The organism is Rubritalea tangerina (assembly GCF_042683245.1).
In the GTDB taxonomy this organism is placed as follows: Bacteria; Verrucomicrobiota; Verrucomicrobiia; order Verrucomicrobiales; family Akkermansiaceae; genus Rubritalea; species Rubritalea tangerina.
In genome coordinates this window covers 49,222-71,731 of the sequence record NZ_JBHUJB010000009.1, presented here as the reverse complement: position 1 = coordinate 71,731, position 22,510 = coordinate 49,222, and the positions used below count along the sequence as shown (strand labels likewise).

The window sequence follows — 22,510 nt, the reverse complement described above, 5'->3', positions numbered from 1 at the left end:
TTGGATTAAGTGGTGCTAGGTGGTGCGAGAGATTGTTTTGCTTTCATCAGAGCCTTATGCCAGTCGGATTCTTTTTGGCCATCGGGGAGGGCGTCCAGCAGGTCGCTGATTTCTTTGTGTTGTGTAGCATTGAGTTTTAGCTTGGGGATGGTTTCGAATGCGGCGTAGATGAGGGAGCCGTTTTCGAGTTTTTTTCCATGCTTGAGGGCTTTGAGTGTAAGGGTGGTGATTTCTTTTTCATTAAAGAGGTCATGCTGTTCCTCCAACAAGATGGGGTACCAACTAGGGTTATTGGCATTTGCTAATTTTTTGGCCCAAATTTTAGTGGCTTTTTGATTGGATTGACTGAGGGATGTGAGGAGGTCATTCATGAGGGAGGATTTTTCAGTGTATCCTGAGCTGAAGGCTGAACCTTTGGCTTTGAAGGCATTGATAGGCGCTAGATCTTGGATGGCTTGGATTATCCAGGTTTCTTTTTGTTTGATGTTGATCGCTTTGAGATCGCAGTAGGCATTGACGATGCGTAACCCGAGACTATCGGTGGGGAGTTTATTTTCTAGGATGAGTTGTTTGATTTGTGGATTGGAGTGGTTGTGATTCTCAGCGAGGAGTTCGAGTAAGTGGAGAGCTCTCCATGATTGCGATGGGTCTGGATGGATTGCTGCGAGGGATATTTCGGAGATTTTATCGAGAGTGGCTGGGGCGATGGTGGTTGGGGGATCTTGTTCCTGTGCCTCTTCAAGTAGATCTGTGGCCCAGGTGAGTGTGCCTTCGATAGCTGTGTCACTGAGAGCTCTGATGCTATTATCTTTGATGTGAGTGAGTCGGTTTTCTTTGAAGACGGTGGTGAAGCTCACTCTGTAGTCATTTGATACTCCGTGCCAGGTGATTTCTTCAGCAGTCTTTTTGACTGGTTTACCTAACAATGAGATGGTTTGTTCGGGAGTCATGCCGACATGGATGAGGCGTGTGGGGCCGTCGAAGTTGTAGCGTTTTTCGAGTTCACTGGAGAGGGTGGCAGGAGTATGTTTGGACTTAATTTTGAGTTCCATCCTTTCGACCATTTCTTCATAGACTTCTCTGGGACATGCTAGGTGGGTCCACTCGAAGGCCATGAGGCGAAGTTTATCACCGAGGATTTGAGCTTTTTTGACGGCTCCTCCTGGAAGCAGGCTGAAGCGGACAATGTTACTATTTTCGATACGCTTGACATGGTGGACCATTGGTCCACAGAAGCAGACACCATCATCAAACCAATCGCTTGCTTGCAGAAGAAAGACGCCATAGGTTGCGCCATCGGCAGTGAGGTAATAGGCATTTTGGAAAGAATTATCGACAGTGGTACAGACTCCACCTTCGACACGAATGGAGGTATTATTCTTTCGAACTTCTAATTCTAGGAGTGGGTGTTTGGGGTATTGGATTTTGACGAGTTCATCTTCATAAGTTTCCCACTCGGTCCATTCTTTTTGTTGGAGGAATTTGGTGAGAGCGTCGGTGGCGTCTTCGGGGGTGTTACCGCCAGCGTAATTCCCAGTGGTGGGTGGGCCATTGACTTTCCACCAATGTTCTGAGGCTTGAGTGACTGAGAGGCTTGAGAGTAGGAGGAGGTTTAGAAATGTTTTCATTGGGTAGAGGTGGCTTATTTGCGTTTTTTATAGAATCCAACGGGTGCTGGTTGGCGTTCTGGTTTATTTTTCGGGTGGTACATGGAGATCCAGAGTCGGACTTTGGTGCCATTGGAGATGGTAATCTCATAGCAATCGAGAGGCTTACCATCTGGGCTGTTACCGCCACTAAAGAGTCGTTTGAAGCGAATGGGTTTCCCCTCTGGGCCGAGGAGACTGTTCAAGTAGTCTCGTTCGGCTTTTGGTCCCCCAAATTCGTCTTTGCTTCCCACGAGGATGGGGTTGTTTTCAGAGTAGCCGTAGGTTTTGTCATCGGACATGAGCTTTTTGTTCACCCCGCTGGGGTGCTTGGTTGCTGGGTCAATGGGTTTGAGGACTTGGGGGGCATCTTCAGCCATTAGGCTGATAGTACAGCTCATCAGTGCGACACAGAATAAACGCATAGGATGTTACTAACAGAACATGATGGATGGAAGCAAGTGGGAAGGTGTTGAGGATGGAATTATCTCTGATGGATCATAATGGGGGGAATATATGAGTGAGGAATGAGGCTTGCATGCTGGGGCAAATGGCCTAGATTGCGCGCTTTAGAAATAAGCAAACTATGGCTACAGCAGAAAAACATGGGTTTCAGGCAGAGGTGAAACAGCTTCTGGATATTGTCATTCACTCGCTCTACACAGACCGAGAAATTTTCATTCGTGAATTGGTATCCAACGCGTCTGATGCGCTTGAGAAGGTTCGTTTGAAGCAACTCACTGAAAATGACATTTATCAGGGAGACGCTGAGTTAAAGATCTCGCTCACCACAGATGAGGAGAACAACACTTTAACGATTGCTGATTCTGGCATCGGGATGACTCGTGAAGAACTCTCTGAGAATCTTGGAACGATTGCCCATTCAGGAACAAAGGCATTTCTTGAGCAGCTCAAGGAAAAGGGAGATAGCAACGCGGATGTGATTGGTCAGTTTGGTGTTGGTTTTTATTCTGCATTCATGGCTGCCGACGAAGTGGAGGTATACACACATTCGTGGGACAAGAGTGCTGAGAACCTGAAGTGGACCTCAGACGGCGCCACTGGCTACACGGTAGAGGAAGTTGACGAGCAGACTCGCGGCTGCAAGATGGTGATCAAGCTCAAGGAAGGCCAAGAGGAATTCGCTAAGGCTGATCGCGTGAAGGAGATTCTTGAGAAGTACTCAAACTTTGTGACTTTCCCAATTGAGCTCAATGGTGAGCGTGTGAACAAAGTTGACGCGCTATGGCTCAAGTCGAAGAGCGAAGTGTCTGAAGAAGAATACAATGAATTTTATAAGTTTGTAGCGCATGCTTGGGATGAGCCCAAGTACACCATGCACTTCAGTGCTGATGCACCACTAGCGATCAATGCACTTCTGTTCGTGCCTAACGAGAACCAAGAGCAATTTGGAATGGGGCAGATGGAAGCTGGTGTTTCTCTCTACTGCCGCAAGGTGCTTATTGATTCTAAGCCTCAGAAGCTGCTACCTGAGTGGCTTCGTTTCCTTCGTGGAGTCATTGATTCGGCTGACCTTCCGCTCAATATTTCTCGTGAGACAATGCAGGACAGCGCGCTCATTCAGAAGCTTAATAAGCTGATCACAAAGCGTTTCCTCAAGTTTTTGGCCACCGAGGCAAAGAACGATCCGGAGAAGTACAATGAATTTTACGGTAAGTTCAGCCGTTTCCTAAAGGAAGGGATTGCGACCAGTTTCGAGCACCAAGAGGCATTAGGTGGGCTCATTCGATTTGAATCTACAATGACGGAGGCGGGGACTCAGACGAGCTTTGCTGAGTACATCGACCGGGCTAAGGACGGTCAGGAAGAAATTTATTACCTCGTAGGAGCCTCAAGAGACATCCTTGAAAAGGGTCCCTATCTTGAAGCTTTCAAGGCTCGTGGTCTAGAAGTTGCTTTGTTTACCGATCAAGTGGACCAATACGTTCTCGATTCTATGCCTGAGTTCAAGGGTAAGAAGCTTGTGCCTGCGGATCGCGCAGACCTTGAGCTCGACGACCTTGAGACTGAAGGTGAGGCACTTGATGCTGCCTCAGTGGAAACACTCTCTAAGTTCATGAGTGACACACTCGGTGAGCGCGTAGAGAAGGTGGAAGCGGGCAAGCGTCTGGTAGATAGTCCTATTGCAGCACTTGCGCCAAAGGATGCACCGAATGCTCAGATGATGGCTATGATGAAGGCAATGGGACAGGAAGTGCCTGCTCCTAAAGTGACGCTTGAAATCAATCCACGTTCTGAGGTGATTAAGAATCTTGCTGGCCTGCAACAACGCGATGCAGATCTTGCTGGGCTCGTGACTCAGCAGCTGACTGACAACGCACTATTGGCGGCGGGTCTTCTGGAGAATCCACAGGAAATGGTTTCTCGCATGAACGATCTTCTCGCTCGCGTGGCGAAGTAAGTTTTGACTTTGAATTTAGGCGGCCACCGGGGAATCTCGGTGGTCGTTTTTTTGTCGGCACAGTCGACAGGCCTTAGCCAATAGGTTAGATGATAGATATGGCAAATTTTGTGTATATCGCAGCGAGCTTGGACGGTTATATTGCGACTGAAGATGGTGGGGTTGAATGGTTGGACTGTGTACCAAATCCTGAGGGGAGTGATTTAGGTTTTGCGGCTTTCATGGAGCGAGTTGATGCTTTGCTGATGGGGAGGAATACTTTTGAGAAGGTGGTGAGTTTCGGAGTTTGGCCTTACGAGAAGCCAGTATTTGTTCTTAGTGCTTCACTGAAGCAAGTGCCAGAGGGCTACGAGGGAAAGGTGGATTTGGTTAGTGGTGCACTCGCTGAGGTGATAGGCAAGCTGGAGGGGAAGGGGTTTAAGAAGCTCTACGTAGATGGAGGCAAGTTGATTCAGAGTTTATTAAGGGAGGATCGAGTTGATAGATTAATTGTGTCTCGCATACCTGTTTTATTAGGTAGTGGGATCTCATTATTTGGGGAGCTGTCTGAGCCATTGCATTGGCAGCATATTAAGTCCGATGTGCTGCTGGGAGAAATCGTGAAGAGTGAATATCTGCGGAAACGCTAGTGGGGGGGGAATCGTTCCGACTATTGCCAGCAGCTTGGTCTTAATTGGGAAACTGTGTCTGTGGGTGTTGTGGGTGAGGCAGTCTCAGAAAAGTTTCATAAAGTGTCAGCTTCGCTTGCATGCGGAGAGTTCTGTGGCATAGAGTATGGTGCTCGTTAGAAATTTCTAGGCGAGCAACTACTAACATCCATTCTAATCATAGTTGTGAACACGAGAGAAAACATTGAGACACGCCGATCCATTAAGCATTACGACCCAGAACACGTGATGCCGCAAGAGGATTTAGCTGAGCTGATTCGGTTGACTAAGTTAGCGCCATCGTCCTTTAACATGCAGAATTATCGTCTGTTAGTCATTCGCGATAAAGAACTGCGTCAGAAGATACGGGCCGCGGCATGGGACCAGGCGCAGGTGACAGATGCGAGTGTATTATTTATTATGTGTGCGGATTTGAACGCGCATGAGGCTGACCCAGCACAATATTGGGGGCACGCACCTCAGGAGGTTCAGGACATACTAGGACCGATGATTAAGCCATTTTATGAGGGTAAGGAGCAGTTAATTCGGGATGAAGCAAATCGCTCGACGGCATTGGCGGGGATGACATTGATGTTAGCGGCACGCGAGTTGGGATACGATTCTTGTCCGATGATTGGATTTGATCCGCAAGCTGTGTCTGAGCTGGTCAATTTACCAGAGGGGATGATGCTTGGTTTTATGATTCCGGTAGGCAAGCAGAGCCAGGGAGCATGGGATAGAGGAGCAAGGCTTTCTGACGAGACAGTGGTGCACTACGACACATTTTAGGGAGTCATATAACGACTCACTCTAGTTGCTAGGGATACAGCTGGTGTGAGTTCTTGGAGATAGCTGGTAGGGCGATGTATGTCATACCAGCTATTTTCTTGCTCAAGAAATGCATGATGGGCTTGCATCTTTGTGTGGTATCATAGAGTTATACAGCTATGCCCACCATGGATATGATTGAGGAACGCCTGGAGTTTGAGACTCCACAATTTGTGCATGCGCTTTTTGCCAATGAGACGAGACAATTGTCTTATATTGACGAAAAGCTGGGGGTGAAGGTGGTGACGCGAGAAGGGTGGATCTTATTGCGCGGTGATGCATTGAATGTGGAGAAGGCAAAGCGTGCGATTTTGGATTTAGAGGAAGCGCGCCGCAGTGGCTCTGAAATCACAGGGAAAGATTTTCGAACTGCCATTGATGTTGCGGCGGCGGGTGGTGGGACAGGTGTGGCTCAAATGGGGAAGATCAAGCTTCTAGGGACGAGTGGTCGCAAGCCGGTCGTGCCACGCACTCCTCAGCAGGTAAAGTATGTGCAGTCGATGGCGGCCAATGATGTTGTATTCGGGCTGGGGCCAGCTGGAACGGGTAAGACATATTTGGCGATGGCAATGGCCTTGAGTTTACTGAAGGCAAAGAAGATTCATCGGATCGTGTTGACGCGTCCAGCAGTGGAGGCTGGTGAGGCCTTAGGGTTCCTGCCTGGTGATTTACAGGAAAAAGTGGCTCCTTACCTGAGACCTTTGTACGATGCAATGCATGACATGCTCGACCCTGAGACTGGCAAGCGTTACATGGAAGATGGTACTATAGAGATAGCACCATTAGCGTATATGCGTGGGAGGACACTGGCAAATTCCTTTGTCATTTTGGATGAAGCTCAGAATACGACACCGGAGCAGCTTTTCATGTTGTTAACGCGGATTGGGGAAGGATCACACTGTGTGGTGACTGGAGATACCTCGCAGATTGACTTAAAAAAAGGGCAGCAGTCTGGCTTAATAGAAGCTCAAGCTGCACTCAAGGCGGTAGAAAGTGTGGAATTCATACGATTTTCTGGAGCTGATGTGGTGAGGCACCCTGTGGTGGCGCGCATTATTGAGGCCTATGATGCTTATCGAGGGTAAGGGAATCGAGTGGTTCATGGGCTTGCGTGAGTTGGAAGCCCAATGGGGCAAAGGCTGTTTTTTTGGGTAGGGGCAGGGTATCATTTAATTAGCAAGTTCAGTCGATGCGGGGTGGATAGAGACAAAGTGTCTCTAACTGGGGGAATTTGTAGATTGCAATGTGTGAGGTGGCGGGGTAGAGCTGAGGCTGTGAAAGGGCGTCTGACGTCCTATCGTACTGATAAAAGGAGAAAACCCGTGGGAGTTATTGATCTATTAAAGAGGAGGCAGCTGGCTCAAAAAGGCATGTCCTCTGGCAAGAAGCGGCGTACGCAAGGGGAGCGTGCGGTGGTTGGTTCGATTGACCGCAGTTTATTTTTTCGTATCTTTTTGTATCTCTTATTTGTGATATCCAGCAGCTTGTTTGTCTATGCTGCGGGGAATGCGGAAGCGAGGTTGATACCTACTGAGACGGCAGTATTTGTGAATGTGTTGATGGCGTCTGGTTTGATTGCGTTATTCGACATGCAGCATTTGCACAGGGTACGCAATGGGCGTGTAGCCTTAGTGTTTGGCAGTATTTTGCTCCATTTGGCCCTGATCTATTTCATTTCGATGATGGTTGGGGGGATGACGCAGGACAGCAGTTATGTCTTATTGTTGATGCCGTATGCTTTCGCACCCTTGGTGAACTCAGTACTCTTGGGGCGTCTTAGTGGGATGTTCACCACCTACGTGGTGACGATGTTGGGCTCTTTATTGGCGCCATCGGTAGTGGGGATGCAGTACATGGTGCTGAGTTTGATTACGGGATTGGCTGTGGTGATATTGACCAAGCGCGTAAGGCGCCGTGGTGCCTTGTTGAGAGCAGGTTTTTATGCGGGTTTGGTAGTTTTATTGGTGGGGGTTTCATTTGAGTTAATTTTATTGCCGGAGGATGCTGGTTTATTCCAGGCGATGGTGAAGAAGATGCTTGGGGCAGTGGGTGTGAGTCTCTTGATTGCGATGGTGGTGAGTGGGATTTTACCTGCACTCGAGTCATTTTTTGGCATCACGACAGACATCAGTTGGTTAGAGATGAGTGATTTGAATCACAAGTTACTGCGTCAAATGCAGCTGGAGGCACCTGGCACCTTTCATCACAGCCTGATTGTGGCCTCATTAGCAGAGGCGGCGGCTGAGGAGGTGGGGGCCAATGCGACGATGTGTCGTGTGTGTTCTTATTTCCATGACATTGGCAAGATGAAGAAGCCGACGTACTTTATTGAAAACCAGGGGGAAGAGAACCCGCATGATGCCCTGACGCCGAGCATGTCAGCCTTGGTGATTATTGCGCATGTGAAGGATGGGGTGGATTTAGCGATTAAGCATAAACTCAATCCGATGATTGTGGATGTGATTCGTGAGCACCATGGTGATTCATTGGTATATTATTTTTATCACAAAGCGCGGGAGGCGCGGCGTGAGGCTGAGAAGAAGGCGGGTAAAGGTTTGGAGAACGTGGAGGATTTGCCTGATGTGAATGAGGAAAATTTCCGATATGCTGGGCCAAGGCCACGCACTCCTGAGAGTGGAATTATCAGTTTAGCTGACTGTGTGGAGAGTGCTTCACGCACCTTGACGAAGCCGACGCCAGCAAAGATCGGAGCACTCGTGGATGACATTGTCAGCAAGCGCATTGCTGAGGGGCAGATGGATGACTGTGGTTTGACCTTGAAGGATCTAAAGAAGATTCGTGAAAGTTTTGCAAAAACATTACGCAGCATGTTGCACAGCCGTATTGATTACCCGAGAGAGGAGGATCGTAAGACTGATGCGGAGTTGCGGATGGCTGGAAGGCCATCGAGTTTACAGCGTAAAGTTGAGACTCCACTTGAGAAAAGGAAGTCAGGTAAGCAAACAGTCAAACAGACTGTGAAGTCTGCGAAGTCGGCATAGTGATGGTCGAGGTTTATAATAACCAGGAGGTAAAGGAGCTTCCTGCATCTTTGATGGAAAAGTGGGAGGCGGCGGCGAATGCGGCATTACCGATGGCATTAGCTCATCCCGCAAACGGTGGAGGTGTCCTAGCGGGACTTGATTTTGTGGAGGTAAGTTTGGTGGATGATGCGACAATTGACCAGGTGCATCGGGATTTCATGGATATTCCCGGGGCCACTGATGTGATTACCTTTGCGCATGGAGAGATCGTCATCAGTGTGGAAACAGCCCAAGCCTATGGGGAGCAATATGGAAATAGTTTTGAACATGAGTTGATGCTGTACATCATTCATGGGCTACTGCACCTCTCTGGGCATGAGGATGCGGAGGCGGGTGAGCGTGAAGCAATGGAGGAGATTCAGGCACGCATTTTAGAGGAAGTTTGGTGCTAGCGGATAGAAGGAAGCATTGCCAACACGAGGCGGCAAGGTTTGAATTTTATTGAGAATAGCTACAATCCCTCTAGGCGAGAGAGATTGTAAATGGCACATCGCATTTCATGCGGCAAGTGGCATCGTTATGCATGTATGGACTGTCAGCTTGAGCATTTCTAGTTGGTGGAAGCTCGCTAAAGGCGAAGTCGTCTTGACTATCTAGAGGAGCTCACGCATGAGTGGGGCATGGCGCGTTACGAACTGGTAGACATCATTTTGCCTTTAGAGAAATCTGAGGATCTTGAAGCTCAGAAGAAGGCGATTTGTAAAAAATTGCATGTCAAGCCTGAGCGCGTGAAGGCATTTCGACTACAGAAGCATTCTATTGATGCGCGAAAGAAGCAGATTAAGATTCAGATGCGTATGGAAGTGGGGGTGGATGGTCCCTTGCCTGAGTATGAAAAGCCTGAGCCTCACTATTCAAGGTTGAAGGGGGGAGAGAAAGTGATTGTGATTGTGGGGTGTGGTCCTGCGGGGATTTTTGCCGCCCTTCGTAGCATTGAGCTGGGCTTTAAGCCAGTGATTGTAGAGCGAGGGAAAGATGCTTCAGCGCGTCGCTTCGATTTGGGGCCAATCATGAAGGAGGGGAGGGTGATAGAAGATTCCAACTATTGTTTTGGTGAAGGTGGAGCAGGCACCTATTCAGATGGGAAGCTCTACACCCGTGCGACTAAGCGTGGTCCGGTGCGTGACGTTTACGAGACCTTAGTAGCTCATGGGGCACCTGAGAAGATCTTGACTGATGCGCACCCGCACGTGGGATCGAATTTGTTGCCAAATGTGGTAAAGGCGATGCGTCAATCGATCCTAGAGGCCGGAGGTGAGGTCCATTTCGAGTCCAAAGTCATCGATTTCTTGATGAGTACTGGAGGGAAGAAGATGACTGGCGTGGTCTTAGCTGATGGGCGTGAAATCTCGGGCGAGGCGGTGATTCTGGCTACTGGGCACAGTGCTCGTGACATCTACAAATTACTGGCGGACAAGGAGATTTTGATGGAGCAAAAACCTTTTGCTGTGGGGATGCGCATTGAGCACCCGCAACCGTTGATTGACTCTATTCAATATAGTTATGAGCGTGGGATGGAGCGCCCAAGAATTCTACCTGCAGCTCGCTATCGACTTGCCACGAAGATTGATGGGAGAGGGGTTCACTCGTTTTGTATGTGTCCGGGGGGCTTTATCGTGCCGGCCGCTACGGAGAACGACGAGGTGGTTGTGAATGGAATGAGTTTAGCGCGGCGCGATTCCCCATTTGCGAATAGTGGGATGGTGGTGACTGTGGAGCCTGAGGATACATTGGCGTTTCAGAAGGAGCATGGCATTCTAGCAGGTATTGCGTACCAGAAAGATCTAGAGATTAAGGCCTCAAAAGCAGGAGGAGGGGTGCAAAAAGCACCAGGGCAGAAGGTGGTTGATTTTATTGCCGGCAAACTCTCTGACACCTTGCCCAAAACAAGTTATTTTCCGGGGCTCACATCGGCCCGATTGGATGAGATATTGCCACACGATGTCTCTTACCGGATGAAGATTGGGTTGAAGAAATTTGGTCGCCAGATGCAGGGCTACGTGGGGGAAGAAGCTAATTTATTGGGCTTTGAGACGAGAACTTCGAGTCCTCTGAGGATACCTAGAAATGAGGAGAGCTTTGAGCATCCTGAAGTCGAGAGGTTGATTCCTTGTGGTGAGGGAGCAGGTTATGCGGGTGGTATTGTTTCGGCAGCCCTAGATGGTGTGAAATGTGCTGAAGCTGCGAGTGCATTGGTTCGACGCTAAGAGGGAGAGAACGATGCCTGATTTATCACTAGAACAAAAAGCGCATGCTGAGGGGCACTCCTTGGTCGTGGGTGTCGATGAGGCTGGTCGTGGTCCACTTGCGGGTCCTGTGTCTGCTGCGGCGGTGCTTTTGCCAGAGGGATACACACATCCATTACTCGATGACTCAAAGAAGCTCAGCGAGAAGAAGCGGGAGCAAATATTTGAGGACTTGATGGAGGATGAACGAGTGGTGTGGGGGCATAGTTATGCTGAGGTGGATGAGATAGACTCTATCAATATACTTAAGGCGACTCATGCGGCGATGGCACGAGCTGTCCAGCAACTTGATCTTGATTCACCCTATTGCTTGATTGATGGCTTGGCTGTGCCTGGTTTTCCGTTTGCCTCTGAAGGAATTGTGAAGGGGGATGGGAAAAGCTTATCGATAGCGGCGGCGAGTATTATCGCCAAGGTAAAGCGCGATCGGGCGATGAAGACGTATGCCGAGCAATATCCCGAGTATGGTTTCGAAAAGCACAAGGGGTATGGAACAAAGGCACATCTTGCAGCGTTGCATGCACATGGACCGTGCGTTTTGCATAGGCAATCATTTGCGCCTGTGGCTCAGCTGAGTTTCAAGTTGGATTGAGGGTTTCTTGCACGGGCTAACAAATTCTGTTAGGTTGTGTGAATGATGCGCTGGTTATGGGGTTGGGTTCCGAATCGTTTGCTGGACCGGGCGTTTTATTTTGAGCGTGGGGGGGAGGTTTTAAGCAGTGGAGAGGTAGGGGTATTGGGGGAGCGTATTGCTGTGGCATATTTGAGGCGGATGGGAAGGAAGGTGCTGTATCGGAATTACCGTGGGCCACGAGGGGGGGAGATTGACATTATTGTAAGGGATGGGGAGGTATTGTGTTTTGTGGAGGTTAAGGCGCGAAGGCGGCGTGAGGGGAGTCGTCCATTGGATGCGGTTGGCAAGGAGAAGCAGGATTTGATTGAGAGGGGAGCGCGAGCGTGGTTGAAATTATTGCCTGACACGGATTTTGTATGGCGTTTTGATGTGGTTGAGGTGGTCTTGGAGGATGGGGAAGTGCCTGAGGTGACGGTGGTTGATGAGGCCTTTTGAGCAGATCCGGGTGCTTGGTTAAGATCGGTGTAATTTCCTAAGAATCGGGCTTTGCAGTCCGCTAACGATTGTTTATGTTGGCGGGAGAATGTGGGATTTAATCAAACAAGGAGGACCTCTTATATGGGTTCTATTAGCGCTATCCTTTGTTGCGACGGTGGTCATATTGGAGCGTATTTTGTATTTTCAGAGGAATCGCGTGCATGTGGGGAACTTGATTTTAGGTTTGGCAAATCACGTGAGAAAGAAGGCCTATGGCGAGGCGCTTCACGAGGCAGCGAGGGCACCTGGGCCGGTGGCACGGGTGGCACATGCCACATTAATGCGCCACCACCTCCCACGTACTGATTTGCGTGATATTGCCCGTGAGGCAGGCCAGCTGGAGGTTCCAAGAATTGAGAAGAACTTACGAGCGCTCTACACGGTTGCGCTTGTGGCCCCGCTGGTTGGGATGATGGGGACAGTGATGGGCTTGATTGAGACTTTTGACGGGATGCAAGAGCGTGCTGGCTTTTCTTCAGCCAAGATGATCAATGATGGGGTGCACGAATGTCTCATCACCACAGCTGTGGGCTTGATGGTGGCTGTTCCAACCTTTTTGTTTTACATGTACTTTTTGGGACGCGCCAAACGCATGGTACACCGGATTGAGCGTGCGGGTATTGAGATGGTGAATGTGATTTGTGACGCCCGTGAGGCGACGAGTGACATTGTTTCATTTGGTGATGAGGCGAAGCAGGCGCGTATGAGTCAGACTCAGGCTGTGGAAGAATCTGCGAGCAAGAGCTCATCTGAGCAATGAAGTTAGAGATGTCATTGCCAGAGAAGCCTGGCTTTTTACACGCATTGCCATTGATTGATTTATTGGCGTTGGTGATGCTTTTTCCCTTATTGACCTCATCGCTTGCACCGCAGGCGGGAGCTGAAGTCGAGTTACCTGAGACAGATTTTCGTCTGCAGAGGGTATCAAATCCTATCGTGGTGAGTATAGTTGGGGGGATTGAGCCACAGTTTTGGGTGGGCAAAGAGCGTGTGGAGCGAGAAGATTTACTGGCGGAGGTGCGCGAGCGTGCAGGAGAATGGGGCGAAGGTGGGACACCTGCCGTACTGTTGAAGATTGATAAATCGGCACAGAACCTAGGGATGGATGTGAGTTATGCCTTGTTACGTGAGGGCTACCGGTGTTTGTGGGGGGCCAAACTGACGCAATAAGATGGTGTTTTCTCGGCAGAAACGGATTCAGAGGGATCGTGAAGCTGGCCTGGTATTTAGTTGGCGTGGGGGGATCGAGGGCAATCGTGGCGGGATGGTCTTGTCTTTGTTAATGGCAGTGGGGCTATTTGCCTTTGCGTTTTGGGGCATTAGTATTGATTTTAAGAGTTCGCAGCTTCCTCAGCGGAAGTTTGCCAAGATATTATTGTTGGATGAGGTTTCCTCAGACATGGCCTTGTGGGTGGACCAGAACTCCCCTTTTCCGAGCCGCTGGGATCCGCAGACTGATACGCGGCATCAAGCGAGGGTGCAGGCTTCTTTGAACGAGGTTTTTCAAGAAATCACCGAGCCACCGAGTCCATGGAAGGAGATGCCGGAGGTTGAGGTTCCCCTCTCTCAGCCGCGATTGGTTGAGCGAGGCCGTGTGGAGTTGGGTGGACTACCCGTACCACACGAGCGGGCGAAGCGTCCTGAGGTGTTGGAATTGGTGATGTCCTTGGATGCACTGGGGGGATTAGAGTCTCGGCAGCCGGAAAGTATCAGCCCGATTGAGGCTCCTGTACCAAAGCAAGCGTACGGGAGTAATTACCGTTTCACAGTGATGTTGGATGCTGATGGGAGGGTGGTTTACTGTGTGCCAGTTGAGTGGCAGGAAAATGGTTTTGCTGGGGAGGTAGAGAACTGGTTGAAAGGGCAACGTTTCAAGCCGAATCCGGGGCAGTCGAGCGAGTTAGGAGAAGTTAGTGTGGGAGTGGAGGTGAAAAACTATGCTGGAAATTAGTTTTCAGGACTTAGCGATTTCGGTTCTGGTATTTGCGATGTTGATGCTGGGATTTTTGTTGGTTGGGAGGAATTCTACTGACCGGCAATTGCGGAGGCGGGCACGTCGTGAGATTATGAGTTGCAGTGTTTGTGGTCATCTGTACCAGGACAAGAGCGGGCAAAAAATTGTAGAGTGTCCGCAGTGCGGGAGAGCGAATTTACGTGGGCGCGACAAGTCCTTAGGATGAGGCTTGCACATAAGCGAAACGAGTGAATAATCCCCGAAATCAAATTTTTATGAACGAACGCAGAGTAGTTATCACTGGCATCGGAACCGTTAGCCCATTGGGCAACGATCTCAACTCCACTTGGGAAGGCCTCAAGGCTGGTAAGAGTGGTATTGATTACATCACCCAGCTCGACACCACTGATTACCCAGTGAAAATCGGCGGAGAGGTGAAAGGGTTTGATCCTAAGCCATTTTTCAACGACCCAAAGGACGCACGACGTGCGGATCGTTACACTCAGCTCGCAATGGCAGCTTCCAAGATGGCAATGGATGATTCTGGGATGGATCCTGAGGCTGTCGACAAGACACGCGTTGGCGTGATGGTGGGATCTGGCATTGGTGGCTTGGGAACGCTTGAGCGTGAGCACGCGAAGTTGATTGCGCGCGGACCTGGACGCGTTTCACCATTTGTGATTCCGATGATGATTTCCAATATCGCTTCTGGAATGATTTCTATGGAGTATGGATTTGGTGGTCCTAACATGGTGATTGTGACTGCTTGTGCGACATCTAACCACAACATTGGTGAAGCCTGGCGTATGATTAAGTTTGGCGATGCTGATGCCTTTATTGCCGGTGGTGCAGAAGCGACTATGTTGCCTATGGGGCTTAGTGGATTCTCAAACATGAAGGCACTCTCGACACGCAATGATGATCCTCAGGGAGCATCTCGTCCCTTCGATACTGGCCGTGATGGTTTTGTAATGGGAGAAGGTGCTGGTGTGGTGATTCTTGAAGAGCTAGAGCATGCTAAGGCACGTGGCGCTAAGATTTATGGCGAGCTAATTGGTTATGGCGTGAGTGCGGATGCGTACCACCTTTCTGCTCCGTCACCAGATGGATCGGGTCCATGCCGTGCGATGCACATGGCTCTTAAGCATGGTGGTATCAACCCGGAAGATGTTGACTACGTGAATGCTCACGGGACATCGACTCCGTTAGGGGATATTTCTGAGACGACAGCTATCAAGTTAGCGTTTGGTGATCACGCCAAGGAAAAGCTTGTTGTAAGCTCTACGAAGTCCATGACTGGTCACTTACTTGGTGCCGCTGGTGGTGTGGAACTCACTGCTTGTTTGATGGCAATGAGAGATGGCGTAGTAGCTCCGACCATCAACCTTCAGGACCAAGACCCAGAGTGTGACCTTGATTACTGTGCGAATGAGGCACGCGAAATGGAGGTCAATGTGGCACTCTCTAACTCGTTTGGGTTTGGTGGTCACAACGCTACCATTTTGGTGAAGAAGTTTTCCTAGTTGAGAGATAATCTAACTAGTTAAAGATCTAATCCCACAAAGAGGTTTCTTTGTGGGATTTTTGTATGGATGCCAATACTTTGCATGGTACCTTGCGTGGCGTGAGAGCATTTTCAAATTTCGAGAGGCGAGTCAATTTTGCGGATACTGATCTCGCTGGGATTGTGCACTTTAGTAAGATCCTGGGCTATGTTGAAGAGGCTGAGCATGCTGCGATGTTGTCAATTGGGGTGGCGCCGGCGAGTGAGAGTGGTGGGTTTCCCAAGGTGCATGTAGAATGTGATTACCGCAGCCCGTTGAGGTTTGGTGATGTTGCGAGCATAGAAATGGTGATAGAGAAAGTGGGGGAGAGCTCGGTCACTTGGACGTTTTCTATTACTCTTGATGGCAAGTTGGTGGCTACCGGCAAAGTTATCACGGTGTATGTGACCAGTATGGGGGCAGGGAGTGTGATTCCCGATGTGTACAGAGAGGCGCTCAGCGCATGAAGGGCTGAGGAGGGGGAGTGTGTCGAAGGCTGAAGTATGCTAATGCTAGAGCAGATTCAGTCATGTCTATCAACTTTCTAGCAGCACCCTCAGGAGTCGTCAGGTCAGGTGAATTATTGAGAAGTTAGGGTGATAAGCTTTGAGCGTCTTCTCCATCATCGAGGGCTGTGTGTGAGTTCCAGTAATGGTACATCTCTTCTGGTGTCGGGATAGTTGTCGAGCGAACTACCCGAAATCCTAGGAAGGGAGCATCACTGAAGGCCCAGACACTTTTGGGCTCTTGTGGGTCGGTTTTTTTCCATTCGGCTTTTGATGGTATCCTAGAGCTTGCCTTGATTTCACGGAGTGGGCTTTTCCAGGTGCCGCCTTTTGTGACGTGTGGGTATGGTTGTGTTGCCTTCACCCAGGGATTATGGACATTGGCTTTTGCAAAATATTTTCTACGGTCTTGGACAAAGCCATCCAGAGTAAGCTCTAAGACATTACCATGCATATCGTAGAGACCGAAGGCATTCGGTTTTTTGAGTGCAGGTTTGTGGTAATGGGTGTTCTCGGCTTCTCCGAACCATGCGTATTGTTTGGCGTCTGTGTCATTGTCACCCCAGGCATTGCTGTTGTGTGAACCGGCGCGACAGGCGAACTCCCACTCAGCTTCTGTGGGCAAGCGGTAGAAGTGTCCAGTTTGGTAGCTGAGCCATTGGCAGAATTTATTGGCAGCATGGTGGGTGACTCCCACTGCGCTATGGCCTTCTTTGGGCATGTGGTTGGTAACAGGGTAGTACTGTGGTGTGGGGCGAGCGATGAGGTCATAGTCGTCTTTGATGCTCGGCCTCACAAACTGATCAACGCTTCCGTCTTTCTCTCGTTTGTAGGAGCTGGCGTAGAAGTCATCGTAGGCCGCCCACGTGGTTTCAGTACTGGCCATCCAAAAATCATCGAGTGTGACATTGAGGGTGTCTTGAGGGTTTACTCCTTGCCAAGTGAATGGCTGAGTTTTGATGGGTTGCATTTGAATTTCAATGCCTGAACGCAGTGTTGCGACAAATGGCGCAAATTGGGTGTTGCGTTGCTTTTCCTCAGCATGGGTTTGAGTAATTTTTTGATGAATTACTCTGGTGAGTCGCATTTGTTCCGCATTGATCGCTGCGTCAGGTACGGAATGAAGAGGAGGGTTAATATCATCAGCGAGGGTGAGAGAATTCAGACACAAGGGGATGGCACAATGGATGAGACGCATACCTTCATGATACTCACAAATGCTGCGTCTCTTTCACACGGTTTTTAGCCTGAGCTGTATAGACTCTCATCTCAGGATGAGAAGGTATGGTGAGAACATGCTTTCTAACAATACCTACGAAATTGCTTCTATGCTGATCTCAATAGCCTTTGAGGTAGGAGTGTTAGAGATGTCTGCGGTGCTGTCTACGGGGATGAGGACATTGGCTTCTGGGAAATAGGCTGCGGCGGATCCGCGAGGCATTTCATAGGGGATTGCGAGGAAGCCTTCGACATGACGTTTTTGGTCCTTCCAGTGACTGGTGACTTTGAGTTTTTGGACGGGTTTGATACCGCGGTCCTTCATGTCATCTGGGTTGAGGAAGATAACCATCCGTTCATTACCAATACCGCGGTATCGATCATCTAGACCATAGATGGTGGTGTTGTATTGGTCGTGTGAGCGTAGCGTTTGGAGGGTGAGGTTTTTGTGATTTTGTTTCTCAAAGATTGAGAGTGATGGAGCGTGGAAATTGGCTTTTTGGTTCGGCGTGTTCCACTCGCGTTCTTTCGCTGAATTGGGGAGATAGAAGCCACCGGGTTTTCTAACTCTGGAGTTAAAGGAGGTGAACCCTGGGATGGTAGCTTCGATAGCATCGCGGATGCGGTCATAGTTATCGGCGAATTCGAGCCAATTGATAGCTTCAGTGTTACCGACGACTTTGTCTGCGAGTCTGCACACGATAGCAGGCTCTGAGAGCAAGTGTTCGGAGATGGGGGTGAGGCGACCAGTGGACATATGGACGATTCCCATGGAGTTTTCACAGGTGATAAACTGGGGGCCTGCACTTTGGATGTCCTTTTCAGTTCTGCCGAGACAAGGTAGGATGAGGCCGGTTTTGCCAGTAACGAGAAGTGAACGGTTGAGTTTGGTAACCACATGCGCTGTGAGATTGCAGTTACGTAAAGCGTCGGCTGTGTAATCCGTGTCGGGGGCTGCTTGGAGGAAGTTGCCACCCATTGCCATGAAGAACTTCGCATCGCCTTTGTGCATGGCTTGGATGGCTTCGACGACGTCATAGCCATGTTTCCGTGGTGATTGGAATTGGAAGACGCGTTCAAGCGATTGGTGAAAGTCTTCAGGAAGTTTTTCATAGATGCCCATGGTGCGATCGCCTTGGACATTGGAGTGGCCGCGTACTGGGCAGAGTCCTGCACCCTCCCGGCCGATAGCCCCGAGGAGGAGGTGGACGTTGACAACTTCCCTAATCGTGTCGACGGCATTCTTATGCTGGGTGAGCCCCATAGCCCAGCAAGTGATGAGTTTTTTATCTTTTGCGATGATTGAGTCTGTGAGCGCTTCGATTTCTTCTCGGCTGATACCTGAATCACTGACGATTTGTGTCCAATCTGATGCAGCACATGCGGCTTTGTATTGATCGAAGCCAGCGGTATGTTGGTCAATGAAGGTGGAGTCGAGAATCTTGCCTGGAGATTCGAGCTCGCGTGCAAAGAGTGTTTTGGCAATGCCTCGGAAGATGGCCATGTCACCATTGACTTTGACTTGAAGGTATTGGTTAGCGAGTGGTGTCGCCATATTGAGCGCCCCTTTCGGGTGTTGGGGGTGGGCAAATCCGAGCAGGCCAGCTTCTTTGAGAGGATTGATTGCGACAATTTCACCTCCTTGTTGGACGCATTTTTCGAGGGATGCCAGCATGCGGGGGTGGTTGGTCCCTGGGTTTTGGCCGACGCAGATGATGGTGTCAGCGGTATGGAGGTCGTCGAGAGTGACGGTGCCTTTGCCAACGCCAACAGAGGGAGTGAGGGCTGAGCCGCTCGACTCGTGGCACATATTCGAACAGTCGGGTAGGTTGTTCGTGCCAAAGTGACGTGTTAAGAGTTGGTAGAGGAATGCGGCCTCGTTCGATGTGCGACCTGAGGTGTAGAAGATGGCTTGATCTGGATGGTCGAGAGCTCGGAGTTCGTCAGCCATAAGCTCAAAGGCATCCTCCCAAGAGATGGGTTGGTAGTGGGTGTCACCATCTCGCAGGACCATGGGACTCGTGAGGCGCCCTTGTTGGTCGTGCCAGTAATCACTTTTTTGCATCAAGTCGGCAACCGAATGCGTGGAGAAAAAGCGTTCATCGATACGGTGGCTCGTGGCCTCTGAGGCAATAGCTTTGGCACCATTTTCACAAAACTCTGTGATGGCTCTATGGTCATCAGGGTCTGGCCATGCACAGGAGGGGCAATCGAAACCATCCATTTGGTTGAGGTCGAGCAATGCTTTGGTGCCACGTACAGGTCCTGCGGTGGACATAACGTGCTTGAGTGAAGAGATGACAGCGGGTGCACCAGCCGCCCAAGTTTTGGGATCTTTTCTTTTCAGGGGAGCATCTTCGGATTGCATAATGTGAGTATAAGTGAACTTTGAATGATAAACAGCTCATAGATGGAAAGAGAGTGCGAGAACTTTTGGTTTAATTGTATAAATTCGTCTTCGATTTGTATCGAATCATCTGAGTGGACAATTATCAGTGGCTGTACAAGAATTCTAAAATGACAGATATCCAGATCGCGCAGCAGGCGAAGATGCAGAAGGTGATCCCTTTAGCTGAGGAGAAGTTAGGGATACCCAAGGATGCATTGGAGCCATACGGGCACTACAAGGCAAAAGTGGATTTGGATTATTTGGACAGTGTGGAGGGGGCAGCTGATGGGAAGTTGATATTGGTGACAGCGATATCACCGACTCCAGCGGGTGAGGGAAAGACGACAACGAGTGTGGGCTTGACGGACGGTCTGAATCGGATTGGCAAGAAGGCGATGGTGTGTTTACGCGAACCGTCATTGGGTCCGTGCTTTGGTATGAAAGGGGGAGCAGCTGGAGGTGGGTATGCGCAGGTGGTTCCGATGGAGGATATTAACCTTCATTTTACGGGGGATTTCCATGCGATTGGCTTAGCGCACAATCTGTTGTCTGCGATGATTGACAATCACATTCACCAGGGGAATGCGCTGGGGATTGATGTGCGCAAGGTGAGCTGGGGCAGGGTGGTGGATATGAATGACCGTGCATTACGGCAAGTCACTGTTGGTTTGGGAGGGGTGGGGAATGGCTACCCACGTTCGGATGGGTATGACATTGTGGTGGCGAGTGAAGTCATGGCTATTTTTTGTTTAGCCACGAGTTTGAGCGAGCTCAAAGAAAGGCTTGGCAAGATTGTGGTGGCGCACACGCGGGATAACCGGACTATTACTGCGAGTGATCTTGAAGCGCACGGGGCGATGACGGTTCTGCTTAAAGATGCATTCCGGCCAAATGTGGTGCAGACTCTTGAGGGGAATATTGCATTTATTCACGGGGGGCCTTTTGCCAACATTGCGCATGGATGCAATACGGTGGTAGCTACTAAGGCTGCTTTAAAGTTGGCAGATTATGTCGTGACTGAGGCTGGTTTTGGTGTGGACTTAGGAGCTGAGAAATTTGTTGATATCAAGTGCCGGAAGTCAGGCATTCGCCCTGATGCTGCGGTGGTGGTGGCGACGCTTAAGGCTCTCAAATTTCACGGTGGCGTGCCTGTGGGGGAGCTTGAGAATGAGAATTTGGAAGCGCTGGAGCGAGGATTAGCGAATTTGGAGCAACATGTACGCAATGTGCGTGAATGTTTTGGAATCAGCACTTTGGTGGCTATCAATGCCTTTGCTTTTGATACTGAGGCGGAGACTGCTTTGTTGAAACGCAAGTTAGCGCATTTGGATGTTCAAGTGATTGAGTCGAGCCATTGGGCTGATGGGGGAGCTGGGGCGGAGGAGCTAGCTAAGGCCGTGGTGTCGACCGTCGAGAGTAAGCCTTCAGATATGCATTTTTGCTACGATGATGAGGCGAGTTTGGTAGAGAAAATCGAGGCGGTCGCATTCAAGGTCTATGGGGCTGAGAAAGTGACCTACGATACCAAAGTCGGGAAAAAAATTGCACAATTACAGAAGGAATATGGGCACTATCCTATTTGTGTGGCAAAGACTCCTTACAGTTTCTCTACGGATCCTAAGAAGTTAGGAGCCCCTAAAGGGCATCTAGTCAAAGTACGTGAGGTGCGCCTCGCAGCGGGTGCGGAGTTCATTATTTTTGTGTGTGGTGATGTCATGACAATGCCTGGTTTACCGAAAGTACCTGCCGCGACGCGCATTGATCTAGATGAAAATGGGAAAATCGTTGGGTTGTTCTAGTGCATTGTTTTTAAGTGTGTCACAGGGGAAGTGATTGGAATTCTTGGTGATAAGATGATACAAATTAGGTTATGCGATTGATTCGATTTGGCGAGGCGGGCTACGAGGAGCCCGGTGTGTTGTTAGATGATGGTCGAGCTATTGATGCGAGCACGGAATTCCGAGATTACGACGAAGGATTTTTTGCATGTGGTGGCCTAGCTTCATTGGGCAAGTGGGTGGATGACGGATGTCTGGGGGGGATGTTGATTCCTGATGGGACGAGGATGGGACCACCGGTGGCGCGGCCGTCCAAGATTGTATGTGTGGGCAAGAACTATGCTGAGCATGCACGTGAATTCGACAGTGTGGTGCCTGAGGAACCGGTGCTTTTCATGAAGGCAACGAGTGCCTATGTGAGTGGCTCTGACGATGTGGTGATTCCCAAGGGGAGTGAGAAATTAGATTACGAGGTTGAGCTGGCGGTGGTGATGGGAAGGACAGCGAGCAATGTAGCTGAGGAGGATGCGGATGACTATGTTGCTGGTTATTCCGTGCTTTGTGATTATAGCGAGAGGGCGTTTCAAAAAGAGAGAAGTGGTCAATGGGTGAAAGGGAAGAGTGCTGATACCTTTGCTCCTATGGGACCATGTTTGGTTACAGCGGATGAGGTGAGTGACCCTCAGGCATTGCGTCTGTGGAGTAAGGTGAATGGAGAATTGAGGCAGAATGGCTGGACTGGGGATATGCTTTTTCCGGTCAATTATTTGGTGAGTTACATTTCGCAGTTCATGACCTTGTTACCTGGGGACATCATAGCGACAGGAACTCCGGCAGGGGTGGGCATGGGCTACAAACCGCCCAAGTTCCTAGAAGCGGGGGATTGTGTGGCATTTGGGATCGAGGGGGTGGGAGAAAATGTGCAACGAGTTGTCCCCTTTACTAACAGATCTTAATTAAATTAATGGCTCTTGATCAGATGATTAGGCGGGGGGATTGAACCAGCTGCTAGGACTGTGCACATTGTGCACATATTTAGAACGAGCTTTTTCTTGCACGAAGTAAGTTTTCGCTTATAAAGTCGCGTTCCACTGATCGAAGAACTTGCGGGCTGCACTGCGAGGTCTCGGTCTTTTTTGCGCCCAACATAATGGGACAGACCACTCAACAGATCCAA

The 22,510-nt window shown here is 49.7% G+C and carries 20 protein-coding genes; 16 read left to right on the top strand and 4 right to left on the bottom strand.

What is annotated here, in order from left to right; genetic code table 11:
• Positions 1 to 5: 5 nt before the first annotated feature.
• Together ACFSW8_RS01635 and ACFSW8_RS01630 are read right to left on the bottom strand one after the other, a co-directional pair.
• Positions 6 to 1,628, bottom strand: coding sequence for a hypothetical protein (locus tag ACFSW8_RS01635; RefSeq protein ID WP_377089970.1), 1,623 nt, complete (start codon positions 1,626 to 1,628; stop codon positions 6 to 8).
• A 14-nt stretch (positions 1,629 to 1,642) separates the two neighbouring features.
• Positions 1,643 to 2,071 carry a hypothetical protein gene (locus tag ACFSW8_RS01630; protein ID WP_377089971.1) on the bottom strand — a complete coding sequence of 143 codons (429 nt, stop codon included), beginning with the start codon at positions 2,069 to 2,071 and terminating at the stop codon, positions 1,643 to 1,645.
• Between the two features lie 161 nt (positions 2,072 to 2,232).
• Between ACFSW8_RS01630 and htpG the strand changes: the two genes are divergently transcribed.
• From htpG to ACFSW8_RS01560, 14 genes are all read left to right on the top strand, one after another.
• Positions 2,233 to 4,068 (top strand): molecular chaperone HtpG, encoded by a 1,836-nt coding sequence (gene htpG, locus ACFSW8_RS01625; RefSeq protein ID WP_377089972.1) that lies wholly within the window; start codon positions 2,233 to 2,235, stop codon positions 4,066 to 4,068.
• Between the two features lie 98 nt (positions 4,069 to 4,166).
• Complete coding sequence (locus tag ACFSW8_RS01620) at positions 4,167 to 4,697, top strand: dihydrofolate reductase family protein (RefSeq protein WP_377089973.1); 531 nt, start codon at positions 4,167 to 4,169, stop codon at positions 4,695 to 4,697.
• Between the two features lie 204 nt (positions 4,698 to 4,901).
• Positions 4,902 to 5,504: a nitroreductase family protein gene (locus ACFSW8_RS01615; RefSeq protein WP_377089975.1), complete on the top strand. Its 603-nt coding sequence runs from the start codon at positions 4,902 to 4,904 to the stop codon at positions 5,502 to 5,504.
• Positions 5,505 to 5,671: 167 nt separating this feature from the next.
• Positions 5,672 to 6,628, top strand: a complete 957-nt coding sequence (locus ACFSW8_RS01610; RefSeq protein WP_377177283.1) for a PhoH family protein — start codon at positions 5,672 to 5,674, stop codon at positions 6,626 to 6,628.
• A gap of 285 nt (positions 6,629 to 6,913) precedes the next feature.
• A complete protein-coding gene (locus tag ACFSW8_RS01605) occupies positions 6,914 to 8,545 on the top strand; it encodes an HD family phosphohydrolase (RefSeq protein ID WP_377177281.1) in 1,632 nt (543 codons plus the stop codon).
• Between the two features lie 2 nt (positions 8,546 to 8,547).
• Positions 8,548 to 8,979 (top strand): rRNA maturation RNase YbeY, encoded by a 432-nt coding sequence (gene ybeY / locus ACFSW8_RS01600; RefSeq protein WP_377089979.1) that lies wholly within the window; start codon positions 8,548 to 8,550, stop codon positions 8,977 to 8,979.
• Positions 8,980 to 9,207: 228 nt separating this feature from the next.
• Positions 9,208 to 10,794 (top strand): NAD(P)/FAD-dependent oxidoreductase, encoded by a 1,587-nt coding sequence (locus tag ACFSW8_RS01595; protein ID WP_377089981.1) that lies wholly within the window; start codon positions 9,208 to 9,210, stop codon positions 10,792 to 10,794.
• Between the two features lie 13 nt (positions 10,795 to 10,807).
• Positions 10,808 to 11,425 (top strand): ribonuclease HII, encoded by a 618-nt coding sequence (locus tag ACFSW8_RS01590; RefSeq protein ID WP_377177278.1) that lies wholly within the window; start codon positions 10,808 to 10,810, stop codon positions 11,423 to 11,425.
• A gap of 42 nt (positions 11,426 to 11,467) precedes the next feature.
• On the top strand, positions 11,468 to 11,902 hold the full coding sequence (locus tag ACFSW8_RS01585; protein WP_377089984.1) for a YraN family protein: 435 nt from the start codon (positions 11,468 to 11,470) through the stop codon (positions 11,900 to 11,902).
• A gap of 226 nt (positions 11,903 to 12,128) precedes the next feature.
• A complete protein-coding gene (locus tag ACFSW8_RS01580; protein ID WP_377177276.1) occupies positions 12,129 to 12,704 on the top strand; it encodes a MotA/TolQ/ExbB proton channel family protein in 576 nt (191 codons plus the stop codon).
• Positions 12,701 to 13,114 (top strand): ExbD/TolR family protein, encoded by a 414-nt coding sequence (locus tag ACFSW8_RS01575; RefSeq protein WP_377089986.1) that lies wholly within the window; start codon positions 12,701 to 12,703, stop codon positions 13,112 to 13,114. Before ACFSW8_RS01580 ends, ACFSW8_RS01575 begins: the two co-directional genes overlap by 4 nt.
• A 1-nt stretch (position 13,115) precedes the next feature.
• Positions 13,116 to 13,895, top strand: a complete 780-nt coding sequence (locus ACFSW8_RS01570) for a hypothetical protein (RefSeq protein WP_377089987.1) — start codon at positions 13,116 to 13,118, stop codon at positions 13,893 to 13,895.
• Positions 13,896 to 14,173: 278 nt separating this feature from the next.
• Positions 14,174 to 15,421, top strand: coding sequence for a beta-ketoacyl-ACP synthase II (gene fabF / locus ACFSW8_RS01565; protein ID WP_377089989.1), 1,248 nt, complete (start codon positions 14,174 to 14,176; stop codon positions 15,419 to 15,421).
• 101 nt (positions 15,422 to 15,522) lie between these two features.
• Entirely contained in the window at positions 15,523 to 15,909 is a 387-nt protein-coding gene (locus tag ACFSW8_RS01560) for an acyl-CoA thioesterase (protein ID WP_377177274.1), read from the top strand.
• A 124-nt stretch (positions 15,910 to 16,033) separates the two neighbouring features.
• Here the strand turns inward: ACFSW8_RS01560 and ACFSW8_RS01555 are convergent, their stop codons facing one another.
• Complete coding sequence (locus ACFSW8_RS01555) at positions 16,034 to 17,146, bottom strand: formylglycine-generating enzyme family protein (protein WP_377089991.1); 1,113 nt, start codon at positions 17,144 to 17,146, stop codon at positions 16,034 to 16,036.
• Between the two features lie 114 nt (positions 17,147 to 17,260).
• A complete protein-coding gene (locus ACFSW8_RS01550; protein WP_377089992.1) occupies positions 17,261 to 19,534 on the bottom strand; it encodes an FdhF/YdeP family oxidoreductase in 2,274 nt (757 codons plus the stop codon).
• Between the two features lie 149 nt (positions 19,535 to 19,683).
• Here ACFSW8_RS01550 and ACFSW8_RS01545 point away from each other — a divergent pair, with 149 nt between their 5' ends.
• Together ACFSW8_RS01545 and ACFSW8_RS01540 are read left to right on the top strand one after the other, a co-directional pair.
• A complete protein-coding gene (locus ACFSW8_RS01545; RefSeq protein ID WP_377091543.1) occupies positions 19,684 to 21,354 on the top strand; it encodes a formate--tetrahydrofolate ligase in 1,671 nt (556 codons plus the stop codon).
• Positions 21,355 to 21,425: 71 nt separating this feature from the next.
• The gene (locus ACFSW8_RS01540) at positions 21,426 to 22,289 is read left to right on the top strand and encodes a fumarylacetoacetate hydrolase family protein (RefSeq protein ID WP_377089993.1); all 864 of its coding nucleotides are present in this window, start codon (positions 21,426 to 21,428) and stop codon (positions 22,287 to 22,289) included.
• The last annotated feature ends 221 nt before the right edge of the window (positions 22,290 to 22,510 follow it).